At 62.9% G+C, this 22,055-nt stretch carries 24 protein-coding genes; 8 read left to right on the forward strand and 16 right to left on the reverse strand.

Features of this window, described 5'->3' with window-relative positions; genetic code table 11:
- Nucleotides 1–9: 9 nt before the first annotated feature.
- The 7 genes from ahpF to RGQ15_RS21595 all read right to left on the reverse strand — a co-directional run bounded on the left by ahpF (nucleotide 10) and on the right by RGQ15_RS21595 (nucleotide 6,619).
- Nucleotides 10–1,575 (reverse strand): alkyl hydroperoxide reductase subunit F, encoded by a 1,566-nt coding sequence (gene ahpF, locus RGQ15_RS21565; RefSeq protein WP_311162956.1) that lies wholly within the window; start codon nucleotides 1,573–1,575, stop codon nucleotides 10–12.
- Between the two features lie 58 nt (nucleotides 1,576–1,633).
- Entirely contained in the window at nucleotides 1,634–2,197 is a 564-nt protein-coding gene (gene ahpC / locus RGQ15_RS21570; protein WP_311162957.1) for an alkyl hydroperoxide reductase subunit C, read from the reverse strand.
- A gap of 300 nt (nucleotides 2,198–2,497) precedes the next feature.
- Nucleotides 2,498–3,508, reverse strand: coding sequence for an ABC transporter substrate-binding protein (locus tag RGQ15_RS21575; RefSeq protein WP_311162958.1), 1,011 nt, complete (start codon nucleotides 3,506–3,508; stop codon nucleotides 2,498–2,500).
- Between the two features lie 20 nt (nucleotides 3,509–3,528).
- The gene (locus RGQ15_RS21580) at nucleotides 3,529–4,314 is read right to left on the reverse strand and encodes an ABC transporter permease (RefSeq protein WP_311162959.1); all 786 of its coding nucleotides are present in this window, start codon (nucleotides 4,312–4,314) and stop codon (nucleotides 3,529–3,531) included.
- Nucleotides 4,314–5,120 carry an ABC transporter ATP-binding protein gene (locus RGQ15_RS21585; protein ID WP_311162960.1) on the reverse strand — a complete coding sequence of 269 codons (807 nt, stop codon included), beginning with the start codon at nucleotides 5,118–5,120 and terminating at the stop codon, nucleotides 4,314–4,316. Before RGQ15_RS21585 ends, RGQ15_RS21580 begins: the two co-directional genes overlap by 1 nt.
- Before the next feature lie 258 nt (nucleotides 5,121–5,378).
- Complete coding sequence (locus tag RGQ15_RS21590; RefSeq protein ID WP_311162961.1) at nucleotides 5,379–6,077, reverse strand: anti-sigma factor; 699 nt, start codon at nucleotides 6,075–6,077, stop codon at nucleotides 5,379–5,381.
- On the reverse strand, nucleotides 6,074–6,619 hold the full coding sequence (locus tag RGQ15_RS21595) for a sigma-70 family RNA polymerase sigma factor (RefSeq protein ID WP_311162962.1): 546 nt from the start codon (nucleotides 6,617–6,619) through the stop codon (nucleotides 6,074–6,076). Before RGQ15_RS21595 ends, RGQ15_RS21590 begins: the two co-directional genes overlap by 4 nt.
- A 158-nt stretch (nucleotides 6,620–6,777) precedes the next feature.
- Here RGQ15_RS21595 and RGQ15_RS21600 point away from each other — a divergent pair, with 158 nt between their 5' ends.
- The 5 genes from RGQ15_RS21600 to RGQ15_RS21620 all read left to right on the forward strand — a co-directional run bounded on the left by RGQ15_RS21600 (nucleotide 6,778) and on the right by RGQ15_RS21620 (nucleotide 11,368).
- Entirely contained in the window at nucleotides 6,778–7,302 is a 525-nt protein-coding gene (locus RGQ15_RS21600; protein ID WP_311162963.1) for a fasciclin domain-containing protein, read from the forward strand.
- Between the two features lie 80 nt (nucleotides 7,303–7,382).
- Nucleotides 7,383–8,672 (forward strand): NAD(P)/FAD-dependent oxidoreductase, encoded by a 1,290-nt coding sequence (locus RGQ15_RS21605; RefSeq protein ID WP_311162964.1) that lies wholly within the window; start codon nucleotides 7,383–7,385, stop codon nucleotides 8,670–8,672.
- Entirely contained in the window at nucleotides 8,642–9,463 is an 822-nt protein-coding gene (locus RGQ15_RS21610) for a DUF1365 domain-containing protein (RefSeq protein ID WP_311162965.1), read from the forward strand. Before RGQ15_RS21605 ends, RGQ15_RS21610 begins: the two co-directional genes overlap by 31 nt.
- Nucleotides 9,456–10,643, forward strand: coding sequence for a cyclopropane-fatty-acyl-phospholipid synthase family protein (locus RGQ15_RS21615; protein ID WP_311162966.1), 1,188 nt, complete (start codon nucleotides 9,456–9,458; stop codon nucleotides 10,641–10,643). Before RGQ15_RS21610 ends, RGQ15_RS21615 begins: the two co-directional genes overlap by 8 nt.
- Entirely contained in the window at nucleotides 10,640–11,368 is a 729-nt protein-coding gene (locus tag RGQ15_RS21620) for an SDR family NAD(P)-dependent oxidoreductase (RefSeq protein WP_311162967.1), read from the forward strand. Before RGQ15_RS21615 ends, RGQ15_RS21620 begins: the two co-directional genes overlap by 4 nt.
- Before the next feature lie 7 nt (nucleotides 11,369–11,375).
- Here RGQ15_RS21620 and RGQ15_RS21625 read toward each other — a convergent pair whose 3' ends face one another.
- The 9 genes from RGQ15_RS21625 to RGQ15_RS21665 all read right to left on the reverse strand — a co-directional run bounded on the left by RGQ15_RS21625 (nucleotide 11,376) and on the right by RGQ15_RS21665 (nucleotide 19,393).
- Complete coding sequence (locus RGQ15_RS21625; protein WP_311162968.1) at nucleotides 11,376–12,026, reverse strand: SDR family NAD(P)-dependent oxidoreductase; 651 nt, start codon at nucleotides 12,024–12,026, stop codon at nucleotides 11,376–11,378.
- 8 nt (nucleotides 12,027–12,034) lie between these two features.
- Nucleotides 12,035–12,433 (reverse strand): DUF2177 family protein, encoded by a 399-nt coding sequence (locus RGQ15_RS21630; RefSeq protein WP_311162969.1) that lies wholly within the window; start codon nucleotides 12,431–12,433, stop codon nucleotides 12,035–12,037.
- A gap of 227 nt (nucleotides 12,434–12,660) precedes the next feature.
- On the reverse strand, nucleotides 12,661–13,236 hold the full coding sequence (locus RGQ15_RS21635) for an Isoquinoline 1-oxidoreductase subunit (protein ID WP_311162970.1): 576 nt from the start codon (nucleotides 13,234–13,236) through the stop codon (nucleotides 12,661–12,663).
- Between the two features lie 17 nt (nucleotides 13,237–13,253).
- The gene (locus tag RGQ15_RS21640; RefSeq protein WP_311162971.1) at nucleotides 13,254–15,395 is read right to left on the reverse strand and encodes a xanthine dehydrogenase family protein molybdopterin-binding subunit; all 2,142 of its coding nucleotides are present in this window, start codon (nucleotides 15,393–15,395) and stop codon (nucleotides 13,254–13,256) included.
- A gap of 3 nt (nucleotides 15,396–15,398) precedes the next feature.
- The gene (locus RGQ15_RS21645; protein ID WP_311162972.1) at nucleotides 15,399–15,857 is read right to left on the reverse strand and encodes a (2Fe-2S)-binding protein; all 459 of its coding nucleotides are present in this window, start codon (nucleotides 15,855–15,857) and stop codon (nucleotides 15,399–15,401) included.
- Between the two features lie 306 nt (nucleotides 15,858–16,163).
- The gene (locus RGQ15_RS21650; RefSeq protein ID WP_311162974.1) at nucleotides 16,164–16,934 is read right to left on the reverse strand and encodes an ABC transporter ATP-binding protein; all 771 of its coding nucleotides are present in this window, start codon (nucleotides 16,932–16,934) and stop codon (nucleotides 16,164–16,166) included.
- A complete protein-coding gene (locus RGQ15_RS21655; protein WP_311162975.1) occupies nucleotides 16,928–17,998 on the reverse strand; it encodes a FecCD family ABC transporter permease in 1,071 nt (356 codons plus the stop codon). Before RGQ15_RS21655 ends, RGQ15_RS21650 begins: the two co-directional genes overlap by 7 nt.
- Entirely contained in the window at nucleotides 17,988–19,112 is a 1,125-nt protein-coding gene (locus RGQ15_RS21660) for an ABC transporter substrate-binding protein (protein WP_311162976.1), read from the reverse strand. The genes RGQ15_RS21655 and RGQ15_RS21660 overlap by 11 nt, the downstream gene beginning before the upstream one ends.
- Nucleotides 19,113–19,255: 143 nt before the next feature.
- Nucleotides 19,256–19,393 carry a hypothetical protein gene (locus RGQ15_RS21665; RefSeq protein WP_311162978.1) on the reverse strand — a complete coding sequence of 46 codons (138 nt, stop codon included), beginning with the start codon at nucleotides 19,391–19,393 and terminating at the stop codon, nucleotides 19,256–19,258.
- 66 nt (nucleotides 19,394–19,459) lie between these two features.
- On the opposite strand from RGQ15_RS21665, the gene RGQ15_RS21670 reads away from it, so the two are divergent.
- The 3 genes from RGQ15_RS21670 to RGQ15_RS21680 all read left to right on the forward strand — a co-directional run.
- Nucleotides 19,460–20,116, forward strand: coding sequence for a response regulator (locus RGQ15_RS21670; protein WP_311162980.1), 657 nt, complete (start codon nucleotides 19,460–19,462; stop codon nucleotides 20,114–20,116).
- 108 nt (nucleotides 20,117–20,224) lie between these two features.
- Nucleotides 20,225–20,503, forward strand: a complete 279-nt coding sequence (locus tag RGQ15_RS21675; RefSeq protein ID WP_311162982.1) for a lipid-A-disaccharide synthase N-terminal domain-containing protein — start codon at nucleotides 20,225–20,227, stop codon at nucleotides 20,501–20,503.
- Nucleotides 20,500–22,055, forward strand: a 1,556-nt coding sequence (locus RGQ15_RS21680) for an ArnT family glycosyltransferase (RefSeq protein WP_311162983.1), incomplete at its 3' end; no start/stop codon positions are given. The genes RGQ15_RS21675 and RGQ15_RS21680, both read left to right, overlap by 4 nt.

Here is a 22,055-nt window from a genome sequence, read left to right on the forward strand (position 1 = left end):
TCACGCGGCTCACGCGGCCTTTTCACCCACGGGCAGGCGGATCAGGTGGTCAAAGGCCGCCAGCGAGGCGCGGGCCCCTTCGCCCATGGCGATCACGATCTGCTTGTAGGGTGCGGTGGTGCAATCACCTGCCGCGAAAAGACCCGGCAACGAAGTTGCGCCATGACCGTCGGTCACGATCTCGCCGCGCGCCGACAGCGTCACCACTCCCTTCAGCCATTCGGTATTCGGCACCAGTCCGATCTGGACGAAGATCCCTTCCAGCGCCAGTTCGACGATCTCGCCGGTCACCCGGTTTTCATATGCCAAGCCCGAGACACGGCTGCCATCGCCTTGCACTTCGGTCGTGCGCGCATTGGTCAAAACCGTGACATTCGGCAGGCTGCGCAGCTTTCGTTGCAGCACGTCATCGGCGCGCAAGACCTTGTCGAACTCGATCAGCGTTACATGGGCGACCAGACCGGCCAGGTCGATTGCCGCCTCGACACCAGAATTGCCGCCTCCGATCACGGCGATGCGCTTTCCCTTGAAAAGCGGGCCATCGCAATGCGGGCAGAAGGCCACGCCCTTGTTCAGATACCGATCCTCACCCGGCACGCCCATGCGCCGCCAGCGCGCGCCGGTCGAGAGGATCACGGAAGACGCCGTCAGCGCCGCGCCCGAGGCAAGCGTGACACGAAATCCGCCTGCGATCTCTTCCAGCTTGCTGGCCTGCTGACCGTTCATGATCTCGACATCATAATCGCGCACATGGGTTTCCAGCGCACGGGCCAGCTTGGGGCCCTCGGTATGGGGAACCGAGATCAGGTTCTCGATCGCCATGGTGTCGAGCACCTGCCCCCCGAAACGCTCGGCGACGACACCCGTGCGGATGCCCTTGCGCGCAGCATAGACCGCAGCGGCCGCCCCGGCCGGGCCGCCACCCACGACCAGCACGTCGAAAGGTGCCTGGGCGTTGATGGTCTCGGCCGCGCGCGCGGATGCGCCGGTGTCGATCTTGGCCAGGACTTCCTCGACGCCCATCCGCCCGGCCCCAAAGCTTTCGCCATTCAGGAAGATCATCGGCACGGACATGACCTGCCGCGCTTCGACTTCCGACGGGAACAACGCGCCGTCAATCGCCACATGTTCTATGCCCGGATTCAGCACGGCCATCAGGTTCAGCGCCTGCACGACGTCGGGGCAGTTCTGGCAGGACAGCGAGAAATAGGTCTCGAAACGGAAGCTACCCTTCAGCGCGCGGATCTGGTCCAGCAACGCCTGTTCGACCTTCGGGGGATAGCCGCCGACCTGAAGCAAAGCCAGCACCAGCGAGGTGAACTCATGCCCCATCGGAAGGCCCGCGAAGGCCAGGCGTATATCATGTCCGGGAGAGGTCAGCGCAAAGGACGGGATGCGCTCGTCGCTCTGCCCGCGCGTGACCGAAATCTTGTCGGAAAGTTCTCGAATATCGTCAAGCAGTGCCAGCATGTCGCGCGATTTCGCACCGTCATCCGCATAGGCCGTGATTTCGACCGGGCGAACCAGCCGTTCCAGATAGGCCTTGAGCTGGGTCTTCATGTTCGCATCAAGCATGGCGCATCCTTTCCGAAAGAGGGAGTGGCGGGCCGGAGCAATCTCCGGCCCATCCGCATCAGATCTTGCCGACGAGGTCGAGCGAAGGCGCCAGGGTTTCCTCGCCTTCCTGCCACTTTGCGGGGCAAACCTCACCTGGATGCGAGCGGACATACTGGGCCGCCTTGATCTTGCGCACGAGATCGCTCGCATCACGACCGATGCCCTCGGCGGTGATTTCCATGGCCTGGATCACGCCGTCGGGATCGACGATGAAAGTGGCGCGGTCGGCCAGCCCCTGATCTTCGCGCATGGCGTCGAAATTGCGCGTGATGATGCCGACCGGATCGCCGATCATGGCATAGCCGATCTTGCCGATGGTCTCGGAGCTGTCATGCCACGCCTTGTGCGTGAAATGCGTGTCGGTCGAGACCGAGAACACCTCGACGCCCAGCTTCTGCAACTCGGCATAATGGTCGGCCAGATCGCCCAGCTCGGTCGGGCAGACGAAGGTGAAATCTGCGGGGTAGAAGAAGAAGACGGACCACTTGCCGAGCGCATCCGCTTCGGTCACCTCGATGAACTTGCCCTGCTTGAAGGCCTGGGCCTTGAAGGGCCGAATTTTCGTGTTGATAAGCGCCATGTCGCGTCCTTTCGTCAATCGGATGGCCTGTCGTAGGCAGCAGCCAGACAGGTGTAAAATCGATTGAGTCGGAGAAGTTGATAGGCGGGATCTATCACTTATGCTGCGACTGCGAAATCATGGGGAAAATCGCGCTTCCGGGAATGCCTTGTACGTGATGAATATCGCCTATGTGCCTGACACATGGCTCTTTTACGGACAATTTGGCCGGAATGCAGGGCTCAGACAGGGCCTCTGCCCGTCTCTGGTCGCTCTGCAATAAGAAACGCTGCCCGAGCCCCGCCCGGGCAGCGAAATGGTCTATTGCGTCAAGGCAACCGCTGCCTTCTCGACGAAGGCGTTCGTGTAGGTTTTGTCGAGATCGACATTGGCGCCCGCGATTTCCGGCGAATTGAAGCTCATGACCTCGAGAACCGCCTTGGCCGCTTCGGGGGACATCACGCCATCTTCGGAAATCATCTCGAGGCTGTTCTGAAGCGAGTCGATATAGATCTGCACATCCGCACCGACCAGTTCGGGCGGCATCTTCGCCGCGATCTCCTCGGGCGTCGAGCTATGAATGAACTTCAGCGTATCGACAAGCGCCGCGGCCAGGGCCTGCGCTTCCTCGGGATGGGCGTCGATCCATTCCTGGCGCGTGTAAAGCGCGCCGCCTGCATAATCGGCGCCGAACAGATGGCGGGCATCCGCTTCCTTGCGGGTATCGACGAGGATGTTCAGGTCGGGATACATCTTGCCCAGCTGCGAGATCGCGGGATCAAGCGTCACGACTGCATCGATCTGGCCTTTCTCGAGCGCGGCGACCGCCGTGGCGCCAAGCCCGACCCCGACCACTGAGGCGGCATCGGGCTCAAGCCCCTCGCGAGACAACATGTATTTCAGGAAAAAGTCCGTCGAAGAGCCCGGAGCGGTCACGCCGACCGTCTTTCCCTTCAGGTCCGCCACCGATTTGATCGTGTCGGTATTCTTGGGCGAGACAACCAGCGCAAGGCCCGGAAGGCGATCCATCACGACAAGTGATGCCAGTTGCTGCTTTTTCGCAGCCAGGCTGATGGTGTGCTCGTAATAGCCAGAGACAACGTCCGCGCTGCCACCGACAACGGCCTTAAGCGCAGCCGATCCGCCCTTGAAGTCGATCAACTCCACATCGACCCCGTGCTTCTCGTAATTGCCAAGCTGTTCGGCCAGGACGGTGGGCAGGTAGCAGATGCAGCTCGATCCGCCGATGGCGATCTTGACGGTGTCCGCCTGAGCCGAACCCGCCGCCGCCATCGCAAAGATGCCGGCCATGATGCTGTATTTCAGTTTCACGTCTTTCCTCCCTCGAAAAATCAATGATGCGACTGGCTGTCGGGACGCCAGACCAGCAGGCGCCGTTCGGCCAGAGTGACCAGCCAGTCGATGACAAGCACGAAACCCGACAGGACGAACATGCCTGCAAAGACCCCTGCGATATCGAACATCCCCTCGGCCTGGGCGATCAGGTAGCCAAGGCCCGCCGCCGATCCAAGATATTCGCCGACCACGGCCCCGACGACGGCAAACCCGATCGAGATGTGCAGCGACGAGAACACCCAGGTCAGCGCCGATGGCAGGTAGACATGGCGCAGCAGTTGGCGCTCGGTCATGCCCAGCATCCGCGCGTTCTGCAGCACGGTCTGGTTCACCTCCTTCACGCCCTGATAGACGTTGAAGAACACGATGAAGAAGACCAGCGTGAAGCCCAGGGCGACCTTGGACCAGATCCCGAGACCGAACCAAAGCGTGAAGATCGGCGCCAGAACCACGCGCGGCAGCGAATTGGCGGCCTTGATATAAGGATCGAACACCGCGGCCAGCCCTGGCCGTCGCGCAAGCCAGAAGCCAAGGATCAGCGCCGCGACGGTCCCGATCACGAAGGCGAGAGCCGCTTCCAGCAAGGTGATCCAGAGGTGGTACCAGATGTCGCCCGAGGCAAACCAGGCAAGGATCTGGCGCGCAACATCGCCGGGCGTCGAAAAGAAGAACTGCGTTCGTGCCGGATCGCCGAACAGGGCAGTATTCGTGAGCACCCACCAGAACAGGACTGCGACGACCGCCACGAGAGCCTGCAGAAGGAAAAGGACAGATCTGCGCATCAGGCGGTTTTCTCCGTGCTGTAACCGTAAGCTTTGAGCACCTGCTCCTTGAGAATGTGCCAGATGTCCCTGTGCAGGTTCTGGAATTCCGGGGTCAGCTTGATCTCGGATACGTCGCGGGGACGTTCGAGAGGGATCGGAAAATCGCCGATGATCCGTGCATCCGGCCCCGTCGACAGGATCACGACACGGTCGGAAAGCGAGATCGCCTCTTCCAGATCATGCGTGACGAACATCACCGCCTTGCGATCCTGTTGCCAAAGCTCAAGCAGAAGATCCCCCATGATCAGCCGTGTCTGCGCGTCAAGCGGCCCGAACGGCTCATCCATCAGCAGGATCTCGGGGTCACGGATCAGCACCTGTGCCATGGCCACGCGCTTGCGCTGGCCACCCGAAAGCATGTGCGGATACCGATCGCCAAAGCCGCGAAGACCGACCTTGACCAGCCATTCATCCGCTCGCGCCAGGGCTTCACGGCGGGGCACGCCCTCGATTTCAAGCGAGATCGCGACATTGTCTCGCGAAGTCTTCCACGGCATCAGCGCATCCGCCTGAAACAGGTAACCGGCGCTGCGATTAAGACCGGACAATTGCTTGCCGTCTATTTCGACCGCGCCGGCCGAAGGACGAAGCAGGCCGGCCGCGGCATTCAGCAAGGTGGATTTTCCCGACCCGGTCGGTCCGACAATCGCGACGAATTCTCCGCGACCTACGCTCAGATCCGCTCCGGCCACTGCTCGAAATACCGGCTTTCCCTTGACCGCAAAACTGATGTCCACAGCCTTTAGTTGAATGGCTGCTGTCATGCGCCCTCCTTGAAACATCCCCTCAATCCTCGGACGGTTCAACCGGCCCGGGCTCCCAGCCACCACTTAGCCTGTCTGACAACCGGGGAGCAAGGCAATGCGGCCCTTTCCGTGACAAGAGATTGCCACTTGAGGCTTGTATTCGTGAGAAAACGTCGTGCCAGTCGTGCATTTCCCACCGGGTTCGGTGATCTTTGGCAAGTCTGGCGCGTTCGGGGCGATCACCGAATTACGCAGGGCGCGGCCTCGCCGGGTCGTTCAGATCCGGCGCAGAGGCGCCGCCGCGACGACGGGACCGGTCGCAACGCCCGTTGGCGTTCCTCCGGCAGGCTCGTCGGTGATTGCCAGGGTCGCATTGGCGACCAGCTCGCGCAGTTCATCCGGGATGGGCATGGCCGCCTGGCCCTGATGCGGCATGACCCCGAGCGAAATCGGCGCGAGATCGCCCTGGATCAGCCAGAGCTCGAAATCCCGTCCATCGGCAGGTTCTGCGCCGCCGACCGAAACCCGCATCTCGCCGCTTTTTTCGTCGTAAAGCGCAGCCAGCCGCACTGCCCCATCCGCCGAGACCATGTCGGAAACCCACAGGCTGGGCGCCTCGGGCTCGTGCGCGGGGCCAAGCCAAAGCACCCCGGCCAGCATGACCGCCGCAAGGCTTGCCCCCAGGCCGAGCCAGCGCCAAAGCCGATCAACCCCCGCACGCACAGTGCTTGCCGATGCAGAGAACAATCGCCGATCGATCCTTGACCAGACGCCAGCGGGTGGTGTCACAGGTTCGAACGCTTCTGAGAGCGGATCAAAATGTGCCTCCCACCTTTCCACCTCGGCCTGCAATTGCGGCTCGCGCGCCAGCCGGGCGCGAAATCGCTGCCTTTCGGCATGGGGCAAGGTGCCAAGAACATATTCACCCGCAGTGGCGGTGTCGCCGGGATCGGGGGCGCCGGATTCTTCGATCATCGCGACAGGCACTCCCTCAACTGGATCAGGCTGCGTCGCAGCCAGCTTCGCATGGTGTTGAGAGGCACGGTAAATCGCTCGGCCAGTTCGAGATAGCTTTCGCCCTCGACATAGGCGAGGCGGACGGCCTCGGCGCGTGGCGGAGCCAACTCGGACATGCACATGTCGATCTGCCGCCCTTCCGAACGCAGGATCGCCCGGTCTTCGGGACCCGGCGCACTATCTGCAACGGGCTCGGTTTCTTCGATCGTACCGCCGCCGGGCTTGCGGGCCCGCAGCAGGTCGATCGCATGGTTGCGCGCGACCGTGTTCAGCCATGCCTGCGGGCTCGAAACATGCGGCAGGTAGCGGTCGGCGCTGTACCATATCTTGACGAAAATTTCCTGCAAGGCGTCCTCGGCTTCCTGCCTGTCACGAAGGATACGAAGACAAATGCCGAAAAGTTTCGGAGCAGCCAGATCATAGAGCCTCGCGAAGGCCGCCCGGTCACGCAAGGCGGTGCGGCCCAGCAATTCGGGCAACTCCAATGATCCATCGGTCATCTGTTCAAGCTCCGCCTCGTCAGGGGCAGGATGCCGCAAGCCCGGATGGCACGCAAGCAGCCGACCCCACTCGCCAGAAGATCACGAGCGCGTGATGCGTGCAACTTCCCTTGTCGCGGTCCCGTCTCGGAAATCACTGGTCAAAATGGAGGTTTGACATGACTTTCGCTAAATTCGGTGCGGCTGCGGCCGTCGCCCTTTCGCTGAGCACGGTGGCCGCGACGGCCGACATGCATGGCTCCATGCCCGCCACTGTGGTCGAGATCGTCACGGGTTCGGAGGATCACGAGACGCTGGAACAGGCGGTCATCGCGGCGGGCCTTGCCGATACCTTGTCGGGCGCCGGCCCCTTCACCGTCTTCGGGCCGACTGACGCCGCATTCGCCGCGCTGCCGGAAGGCGCGCTGGACGATGCGCTGAAACCGGAAAATGTCGAGACATTGCAGAAAATCCTTGGCTGTCATGTTGTCGCCAGCAAGGCGATGGCCGCCGATGTCATTGGGCTCGTGGAACAGGGCGGCGGAATGGCCGAAGTCACCACGATCGGCAATTGTCGACTGCGCCTGTCGGTGATGGACGGCAAGGTGATGATCAACGATGCCGTCACGGTAACGGCGGCGGATCTGGCAGCCGGGAACGGCGTGGTTCACGTCATCGACGGCGTGCTTCTGCCGGCAAGCTGATAAAGGCCGATCCCGCGGCGCGGGGAGCCAACATCCCGCGCCGCATTCTCTGCACGACATTTCGGAAAAGCGGATATTCCATGGCACAAGAAGGCAGGCTGCGAATTGCCATCATCGGCTCGGGCATTTCGGGGCTGGGGGCGGCATGGCTGATGGACGATCACCACGACATCGTCCTTTTCGAGGCCGAGGGCCGAGCCGGGGGCCATGCCCGGACAGTCCGCGCCGAGGGCGTCGAGGTCGATACCGGTTTCATCGTCTGCAACCGGCGCACCTATCCGCTTTTCGTCTCCCTGATGGATCATCTTGGCGTCGCCCTTGAACAAAGCGACATGTCCTTTTCCGCCAGCTTCGGCGCGGGCAAGTACGAATATGGTACTTTCTCGACCCGCGCGCTGTTCGCCCAACCCATGTGCCTTGTCGATGCCGGCCACTGGCGGCTCATCCGCGACATTCTTCGATTTTTCCGAGAGGCGCCCGCGCATCGAGAACATGGCGGCAGCATCAGCGATCTGGTTCGCGCGCTGAACCTGGGCGACGAGTTCCGCGATCGCTTCCTGCTGCCTATTTCCGGCGCGATCTGGTCCACCTCGATGGCGCGGATGCTGGATTTTCCTGCGGGACCACTGGTGCAGTTCTTCGACAATCACGGGCTTCTGGCTGTGAACGGACAGCCGCGATGGCTGACGGTCAACGGGGGGTCGCGCAGCTATGTCGACGCCATCTTGTCCCGTCTGCGCGGATCTGTGCGGCTTGCCACACCGGTTCATCGTGTCCGGCGTGACCCTGACGGCATGGTTCGGGTCGTGAGCCCACGTGGAGAAGAACGATTTGACCGGGTGATCTTTGCCACCCACGCGCCACAGACGCTTGCCCTGCTTGAACGACCCGACCCGGACGAGGCGCACATCCTGGGGGCCATCACCACGCGACCGAACCGAATGGTCCTGCATTCGGACCCCCGGTTCATGCCGCGGCGCAAGACTGCCTGGGCGTCGTGGAACTACGTGACCCGTGACGATCAGCCACTGCCCGATCAACCAATCAGCCTGTCCTACTGGATGAACCGTTTGCAGAACCTCAGGACCGCACGCCCGCTGATCGTGACCCTGAACCCCGAATTCGAACCGCTTCATGTCCTGGACGAGGCCGTTTTTGCACATCCCCAGTTCGATGCCCCCGCCATTGCGGCACAGGCGCGACTGCCCTCGATCCAGGGTCGTGGCGGCGTCTTTCACGCCGGGGCCTGGACGCGTTACGGTTTTCACGAGGACGGCCTGCTTTCGGCGCTTCGTGTCGCACAGTCGATGGGCATCGCCTGGCCACTCGGGCCCGATCCATGGACCATGCCAAGGGTCTTGTCGGCATGAGCGCGGATCTTTGGGATGGCGCATTGATCGATTGTGCGATCTGGCATGGTCGGACCGGCAAGCTGTCGCGTTCATTTCGTTACGACGCGACCTACATTGCCCTTCCGCTTGAAGAGTTCGAGCGCGGGACCCTTGCCCTGCGCCCCGACAGGCGCGGGATCTGGTCGGTTCGCCCGTGCGACTACGGTTGGCGCGACGGCAGGGATTTGCGCGGCTTCATGCGGGAAAGGCTTGCCCCGGCCGGGCTGGACCATTGCCGCGTCACGCTGGTCACCATGCCACGCAGCCTAGGATATGGATTCAACCCGGTAAGTTTCTGGCTGGCGCGCGACCACCATGGACTGCGCGCGGTTCTGGCCGAAGTGTCGAACACGTTCGGAGAACGCCACGCCTATCTCGTGCGCCATACCGACAACCGGGTGATCATGGCTTCGGATCGGATCGAAGGGGAAAAGCTTTTCCATGTCTCGCCCTTCCTGCCGCGACACGGGCGTTATGTCTTCCGCTTCGACCACGGACCGGACAGGTTCGGCGCTTGGGTGGACTGGCTCTCTCCGGGTGATGGAACGACGCTGCGCACCTCGATGGTCGGGCCTGCACGCGCGCTCGACCGAAAAAGCCTGAACCGCGCCATGCTGCATCATCCGGTCCAGGCCCAGAAGGTCATCTGCCTGATCCATTGGCAGGCGGCCCGGTTGGCCCTGCGCGGCGCAGGATATCGCAGAAAGCCCGCCCAGCTTGATGTAACATCATCCGAGGCAACCGCCGAAACCGGAGCCCGCGATGTTTGAGCGACAGATCCAGGATGAGTTTCTTCGCAGTCTGCAGGCCATTTCGCATGGCAGCCTGCGGCTGACCACGCCGGACGGGGTGGTCCACGACTTTGCGGGCTACCGGCCGGGGCCGCAAGCCGTTCTTGAAATCCGTGACTGGCGCATGGTTCCGGCGCTTGCCGCGCGGGGCGATGTGGGGCTGACCGAAGCCTATCGCGACGTCTGGTACGACACGCCCGATCTGACCGGTTTGCTGACCTTTGGCCTGCTGAACGAAGCCTCGCTTGACCGGTTCATCTATGGCGGGCGGCTGAACCGGCTTGCCATGCGCGTGCTTTACCTGCTCAATCGCAATTCGCGGGCCGGTTCTCGGCGCAACATCTCGTCGCATTACGATCTGGGAAATGAATTCTACCGGCTGTGGCTGGATGAGACGATGACCTATTCGTCGGCGATCTTTGGCCCCGATGATGACCTGGCTGCCGCTCAGGGGCGCAAGTACGATCGCATCCTGGATGGGCTTGGAGCAGGGTCTGGGCGGCTGCTGGAGATCGGCTGCGGCTGGGGTGGCTTCGCGGAACGTGCGCTGCAGCGCGGCGACTTCGCAGCGAAGGGCCTGACCCTCTCGGTCGAGCAGGCAAGCTATGCGCGCAATCGGCTTGGCGATACGGCCGAAATTGCGCTGCAGGACTATCGCGACGAGACGGGGCGCTTCGACCATGTCGTGTCGATCGAGATGTTCGAAGCCGTGGGCGAACGTTTCTGGCCGGTCTACTTTCGCAAGCTCGGTCAGGTCCTCAGCGACCGGGGCCGCGCGATGATCCAGACGATCACTCTCGCCGACCGCTATTTCGATCGCTACCGGAAAGGCGGCGACATGGTCCGAAGCTTCATCTTTCCGGGGGGCATGTTGCCTTCGCCAGCGCGGTTTCGCGCCGAGGCAGAAAAGGCCGGCCTGCGCATCGAGGAGGCTCATGGCTTCGGCCTGGATTATGCCCGGACGCTGTCGCTGTGGCTGGACCGGTTCGACGCGCGCCGCGCCGAAATCCTGGCGATGGGTTTTGACGAGGCTTTCATTCGCATCTGGCGCTTCTATCTCTCGGCCTGTGCGGCCTCTTTCTCGGTCGGTCGAACCGATGTCGTGCAATACCGCCTAGCCCATGCAGAGGCCGCATCAGGTTATCGTCCCCGCAGATGAAACAGCGCATCTGGATCATGGGTGCCTCGGAGGGGATCGGCGCGGAGCTTGCCCGCCAATGGTCTGGCCATGGTGCGGATCTGATCCTTTCGGCACGTTCGGAAGATGCCCTGGCAAGCATCGCGGCAGAGATCGGGGGAGCAGAGGTGCTGCCGGCAGACGTCACAGACCCGGCAAGCCTTTGCCGCGCCGCCGAAGCCATCGCGAGCCGCGGGTCGATTGACCGCGCGATCACCCTGGCCGCGCTTTATGAGCCCGGGCAGGTCATGCAGGTTGACCCCGAGCTTGCGGCACGGATCGTCGAGGTCAACATGACCGGTACTTTCAACTTTGTGCGCGCCGCGGTGCCGCTGTTGCGGCCCGGTGGACAATTGGTGCTGACCGGCTCGATCGCGGGCTATGTCGGGCTACCGCAGGCGCAGATCTATTCCGCAACCAAGGCGGGGGTCACGAACCTGGCTGAAACGCTGCGCGCAGAACTTGCGCCGCAAGTCGATGTCCGATTGATATCACCGGGCTTCGTCGATACGCGAATGACGCGAAAGAACGACTTCGACATGCCCGGCATAATTGCCGCGAACGAAGCCGGGCGACGGATCATCAAGGGCCTGGATGCGCGCGGGTTCGAGATCCATTTCCCACGCCGCATGACCTTTCTTTTCAAGCTGCTCCGCGTTCTGCCCTATCCACTGGCGCTGCGGCTGACGCGACGGCTCGTCCGCTAGGCCCGTGTCACCACTCGACCGGTTCGCCGCGCCAGTCGTAGAAACCGCCGTTGTCCTCGGGGGTGAGCCGAGCGATCACGTCCAAAAGGCCGCGCGCGGAAACTTCTGCCGAAATCGTGGGGTGGCGCACGGCATATGGCGCGCTCAGTCGGGTGCGGACCGTCCCCGGATGCAGGGCGATGACAATGACCTGCGGGTTGCGCCGTGCGAGTTCGATAGCGGCCGTGCGCAGGATCTGGTTCTGGGCGGCCTTTGCCGCACGATAGCTGATCCATCCCCCCAGCCGATTGTCGCCGATAGATCCGACCCGCGCCGAAAGCGATGCAAACACGGCCGGCCCATGTTGCTGCAGCAGCGGGCTGAAATGGGACAGCGCCAGCGCAGTTCCGGTCGCGTTCAGGGCAAACTGTGCGGCCATGCCCTCGGCCCGGATCGCCGAGATGGTCTTTTCGGGGGCATGGCTTTCGATTTCCAGCGCACCGATCGCGTTGAAGATCAGCCCGAAACGCTGCGGCTCAAGCGCTCTCGCCATACGGATTACACTGTCCTGCCGGGTCAGGTCCAACCCGTCTCGTCGCGACAATCCGGTGACCTCGGTCCCCCGCCGACGCAACTCGGCCACCACGGCAGAACCAATGCCGCCTGTGGCGCCAAGCACCAGCGCCCTCATGCCAGCCAGCGCGCAACCGCAACGCCTGCCCAGGCCGAGAACCCGGTCAGCAGCCCGCCCCAGATCGTATCCACCACGACCTGCTGGATCGACCAATCCCGTAATGTCGCCAGATTTGTGAATTCATATGTGCCGTAGCACATGAGTCCAAGAAGCATTCCGTTCAAGAATATCGCGCCGCCCTCGGACCGCCCGATCCCGGGCAGCGAGACAAAATAGAGCAGTCCGGCGATATAGGCTGCATAAAAGGCTACGGCCGGGCCCAGTCGAAAAGGATCGGCCAGCAACTCACCCACCTGCCGCTCGAAGACCGGCCGGATGATCAGGCTGATCCCGGCGATATCAATCGCCAGGAAGATCACAAGGGTGGCAAGATAAAGGATGACAGTCTGCATGATGCGGATCTCCGAAGCCCTTTGGCGAGATGGGACGGAAAAGCCGCGAGAATAGTTGCAGGAAAAGCCATGCTTCTGATTGGCGCCGGAAGCTCGAACATCCAGCAAGGAAACAGCCGCCCGCGCAGGATCGAGCGCGACCGCGCCGGCCCAAGCCAATCACGTCGATCCGCTCACCGCTCGAAAACTGTCGTCTCCTGCCGCCATGTCGCGCGAACCGTCCGGCCCTAGCCGGGACAAACCGCGCCAGTGTCGATCCAGGCTCGTGTCAGTGCGCCGAAGATTTCCTGGCTGCCAGGGGCGGGTTCCCTCCCTTCGCCGGGCGCCCATCCCCAACCGACCAGACCGTCATGGGCATTGTGTTCGTGAAGTTCCTCAAGCGTCTTGCCGCCATTGCGCTCGGGGTCCTTGATCTGCGCGCAGATCTCGCCAAGGCTCAGCCCGACCCACCCCATGCTCAACGGCGCAAGTGCCCATGGCTCATGGCCGGGAATGCTGCCACGGCCAGAGGTCAGCGCGACGTTTTCGGCCCCGTGGCACACGTTGCAATTCATCCCCGCCGCACCGAAATCCGCCTCGCCTCGGACGACCGGGGGCATGTGCGGCTGCATCTCGTCGCCCTGCGTTGGCCCGCCTGTGACGGGATGGCAGTTGAGACAGCGCGGATGGGTCAGAACCTTGCCCATCTCTTCGAAAAGCGCGGCGGATCGCGCAGGTTCGTCAGCGATTTCGGCGAATGCCTCGGGCCCGGACAGATCGTCCTGCGCCGCCGCAGCAGAGGCCAGCGACATCGCGGCAAGCATCGCTAGCCATCCTGCTTTCATGACATGGCCCCGCCGAACGGCAGGACATATCGCGCTTCGCCATTCAGCGCACGCCAGGCGTTCGCCATGGCAGGGGCAAGCGGAGGAACACCCGGCTCGCCCACACCTGTCGGATCAGCATCGCTGGCGATGATCGCGACCTCGACGGCAGGCATCTCGGACATTCTCAGCATGGGATAGTCGTGAAAGTTGGATTGTTCGATCTCGCCGCCCGGGGCAAGGGTGATGTGGTTGTGCAGAGCCGTGCCAAGCGCATAGCCGATGCCGCCCTCCATCTGCGCCCGGATGACATTCGGGTTGACCGCAACGCCGCAATCGACGGCACACCAGACCCGCGTGACCCGAGGGCGACCGCCCTGATCCTCGACCTCGACGACCTGGGCGACATAGGTGTCGAAACTTTTCGCATAGGCGATGCCATAGCCCTTGCCGTCATGCATCCGTCCCTGCCAGCCCGAGATCTCGGCGACCTTTTCGATCACGCCGCGCTCGCGCCGGGCTTCAGGGGAAAGCAGCTCCAGCCGCCCTTCCACCGGGTCCTTTCCCGCCGCTTCTAGCACTTCGTCCAGGAAGGTCTCGACAGCATAGGCGGTATGGGTATGACCTACGGATCGCCACCACAGGACCGAAACCGGGCTTTCCATGCGCGCCCAGCCGATGCGGCGGGCGCCGAACTGGTAGGGCAGGCCCGTCGATCCTTCGAACGAAGTATTGTCCGGCCCGCCCTGCAGCATCGGCTCCATCGGCGTTCCCACCATGATCGACTGGTTCGCGATCGTGTTTTCCCAACCGATGATCTTGCCTTGCTGATCGATCCCCGCGCGAAAGCGGTGGACGGTCATCGGGCGATAATAGCCGCCACGGATGTCATCCTCGCGCGTCCAGACCAGCTTGAAGGCGCCGTTCCGGCCGGCGGCCTTGGCGATCTCGGCCGCTTCGGCAGCGAGATGTGCCGAACCCTGCGCCCGTCTCCCGAAGGAGCCACCGGCCAGCAGAACATTGATCGCGACCGCATCGACCGGCAGGCCAAGCGTGGCCGCCACCGTGGGGCGGTCAAAGGCCGGGAACTGGCAGCCATACCAAAGTTCGGCTCTGCCATCGCTCAATTCGATCACCACATCCAGCGGTTCCATCGGGGCATGGGCAAGGTATGGAAAGTGGTATTCTGCCTCGATCACCTTCGCCGCGCCGGAGATGGCGGATAGATCGCCCTGTTCCTCGACGGTCTGGCCACCCTCTGCCGCTGCTTTTGCGAAGCTTTCGAACATTTCGGCCGAACCCCGCGTTTCGGCTTCGCTGTCGTCCCAGGTGATCGACAAAGCATCTCGGCCCTTCAGCGCGGCAAAGGTGTTCGCCGCATAGACGGCAATCCCGGAAGGGATTTGCCTGACCATTTCGACACCCTTTACCGCAAGCGCGGCACTGTCATCATAACTGGCGACCCTGGCCCCGAATTTCGGCGGGCGGGCAACGATGACGGTCACCATCCCCTCACGATAGACATCGAGCGCGAACTGGGCCGAGCCATCCGTCTTGTCCCGTGTGTCGAGCTTGGGCCTGTCCTTGCCGATCAGCACGAAATCGGCTGGCGACTTGACTGGCGGGTCCTCGGGAACGGGCTGGGTTGCCGCGGCCTGAGAAAGCGCCCCGAAGCCAGAGCTGCGCCCCGAAGGGGCATGCGAGACGATCCCCGCCTTCACTGTGATCTCGGCTGCAGGCACGCCCCATTCCTGTGCCGCTGCGGCGACCAGCATGCTTCGCGCCGCCGCCCCCGCCTTGCGCATCTGCATGTAGCTGTTAGCGATCGAGGTCGATCCGCCCGTCCCCTGCGCCCCGAAAGCGAGATTGGCATAAAGTGCGTCATCTGCGGGCGCCCCCTCGGCCCGCATCTGTGACCAGTCGGCATCAAGCTCTTCGGCGGCAAGGGTCGCAAGGCCGGTATAGGGCCCCTGCCCCATTTCCAGATGCTTGACCAGGACGGTCACGAGATCATCCGAGCCGATGCGGATAAAGGCGTTCGGTGCGAAAGGACCGATCGCGGTCGCCTGCGCGCGCGCCCGTCCCAGCGGCAAGACCAGCCCCAAAGTAAGCCCCGCCCCGGCTGCCAGAAATCCCCTGCGGGTCGTCGCCATCTGCATGGCTCAGCCCTCCAGCGTCTTGGCGGCGTCATGGATCGCCTGCCGAATGCGGACATAGGTGGCGCAGCGGCATATGTTGCCTGCCATCGCATTGTCGATATCTGCGTCCGTGGGATTGTTGACCATCTGCAGCAGGGCGGTCGCCGACATGATCTGGCCCGACTGGCACCAGCCGCATTGCGGCACGTCGATCGCCGTCCAGGCCGCACGGACCGCCTGGATCTCGGGCCCTTCCATTCCCTCGATCGTCGTGACCTCGCGGCCCTCCACCATCGAGATGGGGGTGACGCAGGATCGTCGTGGCATTCCGTCTAGCATGACGGTGCAGGCGCCGCATTGCGCGATGCCACACCCGAACTTGGTCCCGGTGAGACGAAGTTCGTCGCGCAGCACCCAAAGCAGCGGAGTGTCCGGGTCGATGTCGAGCTCATGGTCCCGACCGTTCACACGGAAGCTGGTCATACCTCGCCTCGATAGCTGGGCAGCGGTTGAATGATGCGCGTCTCGATGCCGAGGTCAAGGGTTCTTGGCCCTAAATCCCGGCAGCCGCGATCACAACTTCGCTCTTCGGGGCTCGACGGCCCAACGGTTCTGACCTTCCCCCGGCGCTCTGGCATCCCCGCAGGGTGACGGGCTGCTCTGGGCCGGCACGGCCGAAAGGATGAGGCCGAGGAACGCCTGGGACGTGGCGGCGGCCCCAGGACAATTTGCGTTTCCCTGAGCGGAAAGTCTCAAAGCCGAGTCGGCGGAGACGCCTTGCAATCGTGTCTATGCTGGCTCGCGCTGACGCATGGCCCGACCCTCGACGATCAGTTGCGGCGCGCCTCTGGAACAGGGCTCGACGCGCGCCTCGACATCAAAGACCTCGCGAAGCAGCATTGGCGTGACGACTTCGTCGGTGGGGCCGCAGGCGGCAAGGCGGCCCTGGTCGATCACCATCGCGGTATCGGCAAAGCGCAGCGCATGGCCAAGGTCATGCAGCGCGATGACGATCAGCAGCCCTTCGTCCTGCGCCAGGCGACGCAGAAGTGACAGAAGGTCCAATTGCCGACTGAGATCCAGCGCCGAGGTCGGCTCATCCATCAAAAGGATCTGCGGCTGCTGCGCGAGCGCCTGCGCCGCGTTCACCATCTGGCGTTGGCCTCCGCTCAGATCACCCACATTCTGGCTGCGCAGATGGGCGATGCCCAAAAGGTTCAGCACGCGCTCGACCTCGGCATGATCCTCGGACAGGACCTTCAGGCGACGGCCCTGCATGCGGGCCAGCAGGATCGATTCATAGACCGACAGCACAGGCCGCGCGCCATTGTCCTGCGGCATGTAGGCGATGGGTCGGGCTGACGTTACGCCCTCGACCAAGATCTTGCCCGGACCAGAAAGCAGGCCGAAGATGCGTCGGAACAGGGTCGATTTCCCGGCCCCGTTCGGCCCCAGAAGCGCAACCAGTTGCCCGCCTTGCAGCGCCGGGGTCGAGATGCCCGAAAGCACTGTCTTGCCCCGATAGGCGGCGCTCAGATCGGTCAGCTGCAGGCTTACCACGATGCCCCCCTGCGGCTCAGGATCAGATACAGGAAGAAGGGAATCCCCACGATCGAGGTGATGATCCCGATGGGGATGATCGTGCCCGGGATGATCATCTTCGAGAACACCGAGCCGACCGAAAGGATCAGCGCGCCACACATCGCCGCGCCGGGCAAAAGGAAACGCTGATCTTCGCCCAGAAGCATCCGCGCAATATGCGGACCGACCAGTCCGACAAAGCCGATGGTGCCCACGAACGAGACCGAGATGGCCGCGAGCAGGCTGACGATGACCAGCACCTCGAGCCGCAGCCTGCGCAGCTTTACGCCCATGCTCTCGGCCTTGGCGTCGCCCAGCCGCATCGCGGTCAGCGCCCAACCGCGCCGCGCCAGCAGGGGCAGCGACAAGACCAGAACCGCAAGCGAGATCCAGAGCTTGGGCCAGGTCGCTTTCGTCAGGCTTCCCATGGTCCAGAACACCACCGCGGCGACGGCCTGCTGGCTGGCAAAGAACTGGATCAGCGACATCAGCGCGTTGAAGATGAAGACCAGCGCGATCCCCAGAAGCACGATGGTCTCACTGCTGACACCACGACGCAGGCTCAGGCCATAGATCGCCAGCGAGGTCAGCATTGCCATCAGGAAAGCATTGACCGGAATGACATATTCTATGGCAAACGGAACGATCGCCACGCCGAAGGCCAGTGCCAAGGCCGCCCCGAAGCCCGCGCCCGCCGAAATTCCCAGCGTGAAGGGGCTGGCCAAGGGATTGTTCAGGATCGTCTGCATCTGCATGCCTGCAATCGACAGGCTTGCCCCCACCGTCATCGCCATCAGGGCAACCGGCATGCGGATTTCCCACAGGATGACGCGGATGCGTTCATCTACGGCACCGGGGCGCAGCAGCGCATCGACCACCTCACCCAACGAATAGCGAGCCGGGCCAAGTGCCAGATCGGTGCACAGGCTCAGGATCAGCGCCGCCGCCAGGGCCACAAGGATCAGTTGTTTGCGAATGACGAGGGCGCGATAAAAATCGCGCCCCGCCACATGCTGATCCTGAGGCTCGGCTTTACTCGTCATTGAGCGATACCCAATAGCCCGGTTGGTAATCCACCGGCAGGAATCGGGTGTGCAGTTCCTTCAGCGTAGCCTCGGGATCGAGATCGGCGAAAAGTTCCGGCTGCAGCCATTTCGCGAGCTGCTGGACCGCGACGAAATAATAGGGGTTGTCATAGAACTGGTGCCAGATGGCGTGGAAATTGCCGGTCTCGACCGCCTTGATGCCGGTCATCGCGGTGCGCTTGGTCAACGCCTCCAGCTTTTCATGCGCAAGCTTCACGTCCGAGCCGGGGCCGACACCGACCCATGCGCCGCCGGGCACATAGGCGTCCCATTGGCCGCCGGTCACGATGACCTGATCAGGGTTTGCAGCGATGATCTGTTCGGGGTTCAGCGTGCCGAAAGTGGTCGGCAGAATGTCCTTGGCGATATTCGTGCCGCCCGCCATCTCGATATATTCGCCGAAATTGCCATTGCCGAAGGTCATGCAGCAATCATCCGAATAGCCGCCGGCGCGATCGACAAAGACCATGGGGCGCGTGATCTCGGATTGGGCGATGACATCGGTCACACGCTTCATCTGCTGATCGACGAAATCGAGATATTCCTTGGCCTTGTCTTCCTTGCCAACCAGCTTTCCGATGATTTCCATGGACTTGACGCTATGGGCCACCGGGTCTTCGCGGAAGTCGACATAGACGATCGGAATGTCCAATTCCGACAGTTTCTTGTCATAGCCTGCATCCTCGGTCGCTGCCTTGGATTCAAGATTCATCAGGATGACATCGGGCTTCAGCGCGGCGGCCTGTTCAACATCGAACGTGCCGTCCTTGAAGCCGCCAAAGGTCGGCAGGTCCTTCAGCTGCGGGAATTTCGCGGCATAGGCGGCATAGGTGTCGGGATCGGCCTGCAACAGATCCTCGCGCCAGCCGACGACGCGGGCGAAGGGGTTTTCACGTTCCAGTGCGCCCAGCAGATAGATCTGTCGCCCTTCGCCCAGGATGATGCGCTCGGCGGGCGCCTCGATGGTGACTTCGCGTCCCGCAATATCGGTCAGGGTAAGAGGATCGGCAAATGCCGCCGAGAATTGGACCGCACAAAACGCGGTGGTCAGGGCGAAAAGGCGCGCAAGCATGGGACAACCTGTATTTGGCAAGAGGTTCTGCGTGGCTTAGACGAATCTTTATCATTGAAGTCAAGATTGACTTGACAAAATCAGTCGGATTCGGCGTGGACTGGCCGATCTCGCGTTCAGATCCCGGCGAGGAATTACAGGGGCTATCCCACCCTTGGATCATCGGCCATGAGGCGGTCAAAGGCCTGAAGAAGCATGGACCAGCCCGCGGCAAGGATCGCGGCTTGCAGGAACAGGAACGTTGCAGCGAAAAGAAGGGGTGTGGCGAATGAACCTGTCATGCCGCGTCCTTCAAGCCCGTAGCTGAAGGCAAACCGAACCGGGCGCCTGTTCAAGGGAGGGCGATCATGAGGATCCTGCTGATTGAGGATGACGCCGGGCTGGGCCCCGCCGTACGTGAACAGATCGTCGCCGACGGTCATCTGCCCGATTTGGTGCGCGCGCTGGCCGATGCAGAAGCTTGCGTCGCGGCTGTCGATTACGACCTGATCTTGCTGGACCTGATGTTGCCCGATGGGCGGGGCATCCCGTTTCTCCGAGCCCTGCGTGGGCGGGGTGCGACGACACCGGTGATCATCCTGACCGCGATGGACCGTATCTCGGACCGGATCGAAGGGTTGAATGCCGGGGCGGACGACTATCTGGTCAAACCCTTTGATCTGTCCGAGCTTTCTGCCCGGATCGGGGCGGTCGCCCGACGCTATAACGGCAATCCCAATCCCCTGATCGCGCTTGGTGCGTTCCGCGTCGATCTGGCGGCACGACAGGTCTCGGGGCCGGATGGGCCGGTCGATCTGGGCCGACGGGAATGGATCGTCCTCGAGACGCTGTTGCGCAACGCCGGCCGCTACGTCTCGCGCGCCGAGATCGAGGACCGGCTTTACAGCTTCGAGGAAGGCGCCCTGAGCAACACGGTCGAGGTCTATGTCAGCCGCCTGCGCCGCAAGCTGGGCCGAGACCGCATCCAGACCCAGCGCGGCCTGGGTTACCGCATCCCGAAATAACCTGTCCGGCGTTCAGCTTCGCTTCAGCTTGGCCCGTTAATCCGACCGCAGAAACGATGATCCGGGCCGCGCGAGCGGTTGCCGGAGCGGAACTGCATGGACAGGAACATGACCTCATCCAATCTTTGGCTTGGCATCGGCCTTTTGGGCCAGATGCTGTTCAGCGCCCGATTTCTGATCCAGTGGATCACCAGCGAAAGACAGGGCCGCAGTGTCATCCCCCTGGCCTTTTGGTGGCTTAGCCTTGCAGGCGGGGTCACGCTTCTGTCCTATGCGCTGGCGCGGCACGATCCGGTCTTCATCATGGGTCAGGCCTCGGGGCTGATTGTCTATCTGCGCAATCTGCGCCTGATCCGGGCCGAGGGCACGGCCAAGGCCCCCGCATGAGCGACCAGATCTCGCAGATCCGAGGCGACTCGCTGGTGGTTCCGCCGCTGGCACTGGCGATGATGCTTTTCGCAGGACTTTCGGTGCTGGGCGTCCTGCTGCGCCCGGCGATGCCCATCGACGAAACCCGTTATCTGACCGTCGCATGGGAGATGCGGCTGTCCGGCGATTGGCTGGTGCCGCATCTGAACGGGCTCTCCTACAGTCACAAGCCGCCATTGCTGTTCTGGCTTATCAACCTTGTCTGGCTGGTGACAGGCCCTTCCGAGACCGCTGCGCGTCTGGTCGCGCCCGCTTTCGGGTTCGCCTCGGTCTGGGCGACGGCGCGACTGGCGCGCAAGCTCGTCCCCGATGAGCCCGAAATCAGCGGCCATGCCGCGCTGGCTTTGTCGGGGATGCTGGGCTTCAGCTTCTTTGCGGGGCTGACCATGTTCGACGCGATGCAGGTGCTCGCAACGGTGCTGGGTGTCACCGCGCTGACGGGAGTGGCATCGCGCGGGCGGGCGGCATGGCTAGGCTGGGGAACGGCGCTAGCGCTTGGCGCCCTGGCCAAGGGCCCCGTCACTCTGGTGCATCTTCTGCCTGTGGCGCTGACCACGCCCCTTTGGGCCGGAACGGATTGGAGATCGACTGCCAAGGGGCTGGCACTGGGCCTGCTGACCGGCCTCGGCCTTGTCGCATTGTGGCTGGGTCCGGCGCTTGTTGCGGGCGGGTCAGAATACCGCACCGCTGTCCTTTGGACGCAAAGCGCGGGGCGCGTCGTCGATTCCTTTGCCCATCAAAAGCCAATCTGGTTTTTCCTTGCCATGATGCCGCTGCTGATCTGGCCATGGGGCTGGTCCCTCGCCAGCTGGCGCGCGGCGCGGCTGACAGGGCCTCTGGCCGTCTGGGCCCTTGCCGATTTCGCGATCTTCAGCCTGATCAGCGGCAAGCAGGCGCATTATCTTTTGCCGATGCTGCCCGCCTTGGCCATCGCCTTTGCCCCGACGCTGGCTGTGCCACGCATGCCGATGCGATTAGCGGCGATCCTTCCCCTGGACTTGGCCCTGCTGCTGGGAGCGATCATGCTGGGCCTTGGGCCCAAGGAATGGGGAATTGCCGCGCAACCGCTCGCGCCCGCGCTTCTGGCGACCGCCCTGGCCCTGACCGCTGCCCTGCTGGTCTGGAGCGGAGGCATTTATGCCGCCATGGGGAGCTGCGCCCTCATCCTGTCGCTGTCCGTGCTGTTTCTGGGTCAGATGACCAAGATCTACGACGCGGGCAATCTGGGCCACCGGCTTTCCTTGCATGACATGGCAGGCGTGGGTCTGGTCAGTGGCGATTACGCGGGCGAGTTCAACTATGCCGGGCGGCTGGAACATCCAGTCAGGCTGTTCGACACGCCCGAAGCGGGCCTTGCATGGCTGGCCGAATGCCCCGCGCGCATTCTTGTCATGCCCGGCGAACACGGGCCGCAAGACCGCGCGGCTTCGGACGTCATCACCTTCCGCAGCCAGAATTACGGGCTGTGGCTTTCCCCTGACCAAGACCAACAAGACCATGAGGCATGCCG

Origin of the sequence: Paracoccus sp. MBLB3053, from assembly GCF_031822435.1 — a bacterium.
GTDB classification, from domain to species: Bacteria; Pseudomonadota; Alphaproteobacteria; order Rhodobacterales; family Rhodobacteraceae; genus Paracoccus; species Paracoccus aurantius.